This is a genomic window from Komarekiella delphini-convector SJRDD-AB1 (genome assembly GCF_014831675.1).
Lineage (GTDB): Bacteria > Cyanobacteriota > Cyanobacteriia > Cyanobacteriales > Nostocaceae > Komarekiella.
Map to the genome: position 1 here is coordinate 1 of NZ_VJXY01000120.1, position 5,467 is coordinate 5,467.

Sequence of the window (5,467 nt, forward strand, 5' to 3'; positions counted from 1 at the left end):
GAGGGGAGCAGGGGGAGCAGGGGGGGCAGGGGGAGGAGGGGGAGAATAAATACTGAATTCTTGACTCAGAACTCATTACTCAGGACTCAGCACTCAAGACTCAGCACGGGCTAAACCATAGCTATAGCTATCCGTTAACATTACTCAGTACTCAATGGCATATTACGACTATATTACGATAGCTAAATTCGACAGGTTATAAGCAGATGCCCACTTTCGTGAAGATTGAAGAAGGTAAAGTCGATAAACCCACCTTTGACCAATACGTACCGGCTCATAAAGCTTATGTTCAGGACTTAATTGCTAAAGGACACAAAGCACGAACGGGCTATTGGGCAGAACACAGAGGGGGTATGTTGCTGTTTGAGGCAGCCTCAAGGGATGAAGCAGAAGCAATTGTAGCTCTTGATCCATTGGTGCAGAACGGCTGCGTTGATTATCAGCTTTACGAATGGAAAATTGTAGCCGAGTAAGACACACTTACGGAATTTTGGTGTTATGCTTTTAGTAGACCTGGATCTATGCGACTTCAACGCCCAAACTTTGTCAGAACCGGAAGGTAGCAGCAATACGGGATGCTTGTGGTAGGCGTAGTCTCCGGGTCGCCCTATTTTAGGAGTGTTCAGCAGCAATGCCTGGTTTTGGAGATATTGTTCAAAAAGCTTTTTACCTCGGTGTTGGGTTGGCTTCTTATGCGGGTGAGAAGGCAGGAGGAAAACTAGCGGAACTGCGATCGCAAGTCCAAAAACTGGCAGATGAAATGGTGGCAAAGGGCGAAATGAACACAGAAGAAGCCCGCCGCTTCGTCGAGGATATGATGAAGCAAGCTCAACAGACCTCAACATCTGATGCAACCCCTGACAAAACAGCTCCTTCTGAACCTCGCCGCATCGAAATTTTAGAGGAAGATGAAGAACCAACTGTTAAAGAAGCATCAGCCGATACCGATAATGTTGATGAATTGCGTCGGCAAGTGATAGAAATGCAAGATGAATTAAAACGCTTACAAAGAGATCAGTAAAAAGCAATTTTTACATTGGGCGTCAGTAGTTATCGGCACTTTGGCATGGCATCACACACAGAAAGTTGATATATTTACATTGCCTAGAATGTACTTTAGTGCTTCAAGCCAGGTAGCACTGGGTATTCTATTTATAGCCAGGAAGGGCATCAAGGTTATGGAACAATGGCAAAAAGATTTGATGGAAATTATAGAAACGGTAGCTGAAGAAGTAGAGCACTTCTTTCTAGGAATGGGTGAAATGGTAGACACCCTTTTTGAGTTAACCGAAGAATTTACTGAACAAGTACACACCACGATTGCCACTGAAGTTGACCAGTATTTACAAGATCTGGCTGAACCAATTTTGGAAGTTTATGGAGAAATAGGAGACCTCATGGCAGATGCAGACCAAGGTTTTCCTTATTCAGTTGAGCCTACATTAGAACAAAATTCTGCCTGCATAGGTTGTAGTAATTATCACGGTCATGTGTATGGTGGTAACTTGTTAGTCTGCGCCATGCATCCTCATGGATGGGATGATAAAAATTGTCCAGATTGGGAGAAGGAGTAGATGAGGGGAAGAGGAGCAGGGGGAACAGGGGAGGATAAGGGGAAAATTCTTGACTCTTGGCTGTTAACAAATGACTAATGACAAATAACAAATGACTAACGACTATTTACCCGAAACTGTATCCCAGCCAAGCCCAGAAATCAAGTATGGCGAACGCGAGATTGCGGAAGGAAAACTAATTACATTTCCTAATCCGCGAGTGGGAAGACGATACGATATTAATATTACTTTGCCGGAATTTACCTGTAAATGTCCGTTTTCTGGCTATCCTGACTTCGCCACGATTTACATTACCTATGTTCCTAATGAGCGGGTGGTGGAATTGAAAGCGCTAAAGCTTTATATTAACAGTTACCGCGATCGCTACATTTCTCACGAAGAATCCGCCAATCAAATTATTGATGATTTTGTTGCAGCATGTGACCCTTTAGAAGTCACTGTAAAAACAGATTTCACGCCTCGCGGCAATGTGCATACTGTTGTCGAGGTGCGACATCTGAAACAGTAAACAGTAAACAGTAAACAGTAAACAGTTGGGGATTTAAACTTGGCTGATAGCGCTTGCTATTAATTGGCTTTGGGTTATTAGTTTTCAGTTGTCAATACTCATCTCTTTAGTAGACCTCTTGCATAAATGCTTAAATTGTCATGTTGAGCGGAGCGAAACATAGGAGTGAGATTCTTTCCTACGGAACCAAGGCGTAGCTTGCTTCTCCGTAGGATTACCCTCCACTACGTTCTGGTCAGAATGACACTCATAATTTTCGGACTTTTGCAAGAGGTCTAGTGGTTCCCCTTAAAACCCATTATCTTGACTGTTTACTGTTTACTGTTTACTGTTTACTGTTCACTAATCTAACTCCCGGCGACCTTCTAAGGCTCTGGCTAATGTCACCTCGTCGGCGTACTCCAAATCTCCACCTACAGGTAAACCAAAAGCAATCCGCGTCACCTTGGTAAATGGTTTGAGTAGCTGACCAAGATACAGTGTCGTTGTCTCGCCTTCGACACTTGGACTAATTGCCATAATCACTTCTTGAGGTTGTTGCTGACTCACCCGCCGCACTAAAGCTTGGATAGTCAATTGTTCTGGGCCAATCCCATCTATCGGAGAAATCACCCCACCCAAAACGTGATACTTGCCTTTATACTCGCGGGTTTTTTCTAGCGCAATTACATCGCGAGGATCTGCTACAACACAAATAGTTTTATCGTCACGGTTAGCATTGCGGCAGATTTCACACACTGGTTCAGCAGATAAGTGAAAGCAGACAGAACACAAGCCTATCTGTTTTTTTGCCTCAATTAGGGCTTGCGCCAAAGCCTCTACTTCTGCTTCTGGTCGCTTTAAAATATGCAAAGCCAATCGCTGAGCGGTTTTAGGGCCGACTCCTGGTAGCCGTTGCAACTGTTCAATTAACCGTGATAAAGGACGTGCGTAAACCGTTGCCTTGTCTCCAGAATGTTTTTACCTTAACTATGATGACATTCTTGCAGGATTTTGGATTGGTTATTACAGCAGAATTCAAAAGTCATACCAATTTTGAATTTTGAGACGAAGTTTTATGGGAACTTCCTCTGATAGTAAATTTGAGGATGACACAAGTGTAGGAAAAATCCACATGAGTCTAGATACTAGGAGAAATGTTGTATTAAATGTGCCGCGATCGCCAATTTTGTGGAGTCATGGTATTGCTTCTGACATTCTGCGAGTGGAACAACACAATCAGCCTGGGAATAATTCGTCTGAGTGTTGTCTACCTAACTACCTACTAAGCATTCATCTAGGGCAACCTATTTTACTAGAACGGACTATAGACGGAAAACGTAGCAGTGATTATCTCGCTGAAGGCGACATCATGATTTCGCCTCCCTATCTCCATCGCAAGTTATCTTGGGATACTGATGCGAAATTCTTGCTACTTCGTTTGGAACCAAAACTATTTACCTATACTGTGCATGAATCTGTTGATGAAGACCTCGTGCAAATTGTGCCACAGTTGAAAATTCATGATCCCTTAATCCAACAAATTGGTTTGACACTCAAAGCAGAACTAGAAACAGATGGATTGAGCGATCGCCTCTATGCCGAGTCAATGGTAAATGCATTAGCGGTTCATTTATTACGACGCTACTCGACACAAAAGCAAAAAATTCCAGCTTACTCTGGTCAGTTACCTAACCATAAACTACAACAGGCAATCGACTATATTCAATATCATCTAGCAGAAGATGTGTCATTAGCAGCGATCGCTACAGAACTTGGCATGAGTCAATATTACTTTGCCCGACTATTCAAACAGTCTATAGGCTACTCTCCCTACCAGTATTTAATTAAATGCCGCATTGAACGTGCTCAAGAATTATTAATGCAGGGTCAGCATAACATTGCAAATGTGGCTGTGCAAGTTGGTTTTGCCAGCCAAAGTCAATTTGGCAAACACTTCAAGCGTATTACTGGAGTGACGCCAAAACAATTTGGCAGAAAATAGCAATATTCTACTAAAAGTGCAAAAAAGAGATATACCGCAGTTACCAAGATTTCATATTTTGAGTTGAGCCGTATAAATTAAGTCTTGGAACAATCAGAATTGTTATGCCTGCAATCTCTATCAACAACAACGTTGCTACGGCGATCGCGCTCTATTTTTCTACATCTGAAAATCAAGCTGAAATTATTAACATTTTGATTACCTCAGTTGAAGCCTTAAAACAACAATCAGGTTTCATCTCTTTTAGTATCCACAAAAGTCAAGATGGATTACGCGTTGCTACTTATGAGCAATGGCACAATCAAGCAGACTATGAGGCATTTGTAAATAGTGTCCCTGGTAAAGCATTAACTGCTAAACTCTCAGCCTTTCCAGTCGAGTCCCATGTATTTGAGATTGTGGCTTCTCAATCAATTTCAGAGGGGCATGTCCCACCTAAAATCATTAAGGGTGGCTTCCTTACTCACTTTGCAGAATTCCGAACAACACCAGAAAATCAGCCTCGTTTAGTGGAATTAGAGAAAGAATATATTGTAAAAGCGTTTGAAAATAATACAGGACTAGTTTCTGCTAATTTTCATCGCTCTTTAGATGGCTTAATGACTATTAATTATGGGCAGTGGATTAGTCAAGAAGCATTCAATAATATTTTGCGATCGCCTGGGTTTGAGTCAACTGGCTCTGGTTACTGGGTAGGTTTAGCTGAAAACGAATTTCATCTCTATGATGTCGTGTTTACCGAGCCGACTGAGGAGAATAATTAAATGGTTACTCTTTATAAAGACAATCCAGTTCTAGCAGAACTGGATATTTTTGTTACCCAACCTGATCAACAATGGTTATTAATTGATAGTTTATTGTTGTATACCCAGAACATTCTCAAGCAACAGCCTGGATATATTGCTAGCGTAGTTCATCGTAGCTTTGATGGTTTTCGTGTCATTAATTATGTGCAGTGGCAAAGCCAAGCAAATTATGAAGCTTACATCACTACCCGAGAGATTGCGCCGGCTACTAAAATCACAGGCTTTTTTGCTTAAATCAAGGTAAGTATACGCGATCAGACTCGCGCGATCGCTTGACCAATACCATCAAAAAAAGCGCCCCCCATTGTTGGAGAGCGCTTTTGGTTGTAGAGACGCGATTCATCGCGTCATGTTCAATGATTAACCGTTGATAGCAGGAGCGCTAAGAGCAACAGGAGCAGAATCAAGAGCAGCCAAATCCAGAGGGAAGTTGTGAGCATTGCGCTCGTGCATCACTTCCATACCCAAGTTAGCGCGGTTGATGACATCAGCCCAAGTACCAATCACACGACCTTGAGAATCAATGATTGATTGGTTGAAGTTGAAACCGTTCAAGTTGAACGCCATTGTGCTCACACCCAAGGCGGTGAACCAG

8 protein-coding genes, 1 other RNA gene and 1 pseudogene are annotated in these 5,467 nt (G+C 42.4%); 8 read left to right on the top strand and 2 right to left on the bottom strand.

Annotated features, from left to right (window positions below):
- The first annotated feature begins 206 nt into the window (after window positions 1–206).
- The 5 genes from FNW02_RS37065 (at window position 207) to queF (ending at window position 2,082) form a co-directional block, all read left to right on the top strand.
- Window positions 207–473 carry a YciI family protein gene (locus FNW02_RS37065; protein ID WP_191762460.1) on the top strand — a complete coding sequence of 89 codons (267 nt, stop codon included), beginning with the start codon at window positions 207–209 and terminating at the stop codon, window positions 471–473.
- 37 nt (window positions 474–510) lie between these two features.
- Window positions 511–607: signal recognition particle sRNA small type (gene ffs, locus FNW02_RS37070), an RNA gene on the top strand.
- Window positions 608–631: 24 nt separating this feature from the next.
- Complete coding sequence (locus FNW02_RS37075) at window positions 632–1,021, top strand: phasin family protein (RefSeq protein WP_191762461.1); 390 nt, start codon at window positions 632–634, stop codon at window positions 1,019–1,021.
- Between the two features lie 157 nt (window positions 1,022–1,178).
- Entirely contained in the window at window positions 1,179–1,574 is a 396-nt protein-coding gene (locus tag FNW02_RS37080; RefSeq protein WP_191762462.1) for a hypothetical protein, read from the top strand.
- Window positions 1,575–1,665: 91 nt separating this feature from the next.
- A complete protein-coding gene (gene queF, locus FNW02_RS37085; protein ID WP_191762463.1) occupies window positions 1,666–2,082 on the top strand; it encodes a preQ(1) synthase in 417 nt (138 codons plus the stop codon).
- Between the two features lie 342 nt (window positions 2,083–2,424).
- On the opposite strand, the gene recR is transcribed toward queF, so the two are convergent.
- The gene (recR, locus tag FNW02_RS37090) at window positions 2,425–2,982 is read right to left on the bottom strand and encodes a recombination mediator RecR (RefSeq protein WP_225226271.1); all 558 of its coding nucleotides are present in this window, start codon (window positions 2,980–2,982) and stop codon (window positions 2,425–2,427) included.
- Window positions 2,983–3,139: 157 nt separating this feature from the next.
- Here recR and FNW02_RS37095 point away from each other — a divergent pair, with 157 nt between their 5' ends.
- The 3 genes from FNW02_RS37095 (at window position 3,140) to FNW02_RS37105 (ending at window position 5,106) form a co-directional block, all read left to right on the top strand.
- Window positions 3,140–4,066 carry a helix-turn-helix domain-containing protein gene (locus tag FNW02_RS37095; RefSeq protein ID WP_225226273.1) on the top strand — a complete coding sequence of 309 codons (927 nt, stop codon included), beginning with the start codon at window positions 3,140–3,142 and terminating at the stop codon, window positions 4,064–4,066.
- Between the two features lie 104 nt (window positions 4,067–4,170).
- The gene (locus tag FNW02_RS37100) at window positions 4,171–4,830 is read left to right on the top strand and encodes an antibiotic biosynthesis monooxygenase family protein (protein ID WP_191762464.1); all 660 of its coding nucleotides are present in this window, start codon (window positions 4,171–4,173) and stop codon (window positions 4,828–4,830) included.
- Complete coding sequence (locus FNW02_RS37105) at window positions 4,831–5,106, top strand: antibiotic biosynthesis monooxygenase (RefSeq protein ID WP_191762465.1); 276 nt, start codon at window positions 4,831–4,833, stop codon at window positions 5,104–5,106.
- Window positions 5,107–5,232: 126 nt separating this feature from the next.
- On the opposite strand, the pseudogene FNW02_RS37110 reads toward FNW02_RS37105, so the two are convergent.
- Window positions 5,233–5,467 (bottom strand): annotated as a pseudogene (locus FNW02_RS37110) (photosystem II q(b) protein); the annotation flags it as partial.

What these genes read in the sequence shown, in the direction of transcription:
- FNW02_RS37065 (WP_191762460.1), top strand. Translation starts at nt 207, where the DNA reads ATGCCCACTTTCGTGAAGATTGAAGAAGGTAAAGTCGATAAACCCACC.
- FNW02_RS37075 (WP_191762461.1), top strand. Translation starts at nt 632, where the DNA reads ATGCCTGGTTTTGGAGATATTGTTCAAAAAGCTTTTTACCTCGGTGTT.
- FNW02_RS37080 (WP_191762462.1), top strand. Translation starts at nt 1,179, where the DNA reads ATGGAACAATGGCAAAAAGATTTGATGGAAATTATAGAAACGGTAGCT.
- queF (WP_191762463.1), top strand. Translation starts at nt 1,666, where the DNA reads ATGACTAACGACTATTTACCCGAAACTGTATCCCAGCCAAGCCCAGAA.
- FNW02_RS37095 (WP_225226273.1), top strand. Translation starts at nt 3,140, where the DNA reads ATGGGAACTTCCTCTGATAGTAAATTTGAGGATGACACAAGTGTAGGA.
- FNW02_RS37100 (WP_191762464.1), top strand. Translation starts at nt 4,171, where the DNA reads ATGCCTGCAATCTCTATCAACAACAACGTTGCTACGGCGATCGCGCTC.
- FNW02_RS37105 (WP_191762465.1), top strand. Translation starts at nt 4,831, where the DNA reads ATGGTTACTCTTTATAAAGACAATCCAGTTCTAGCAGAACTGGATATT.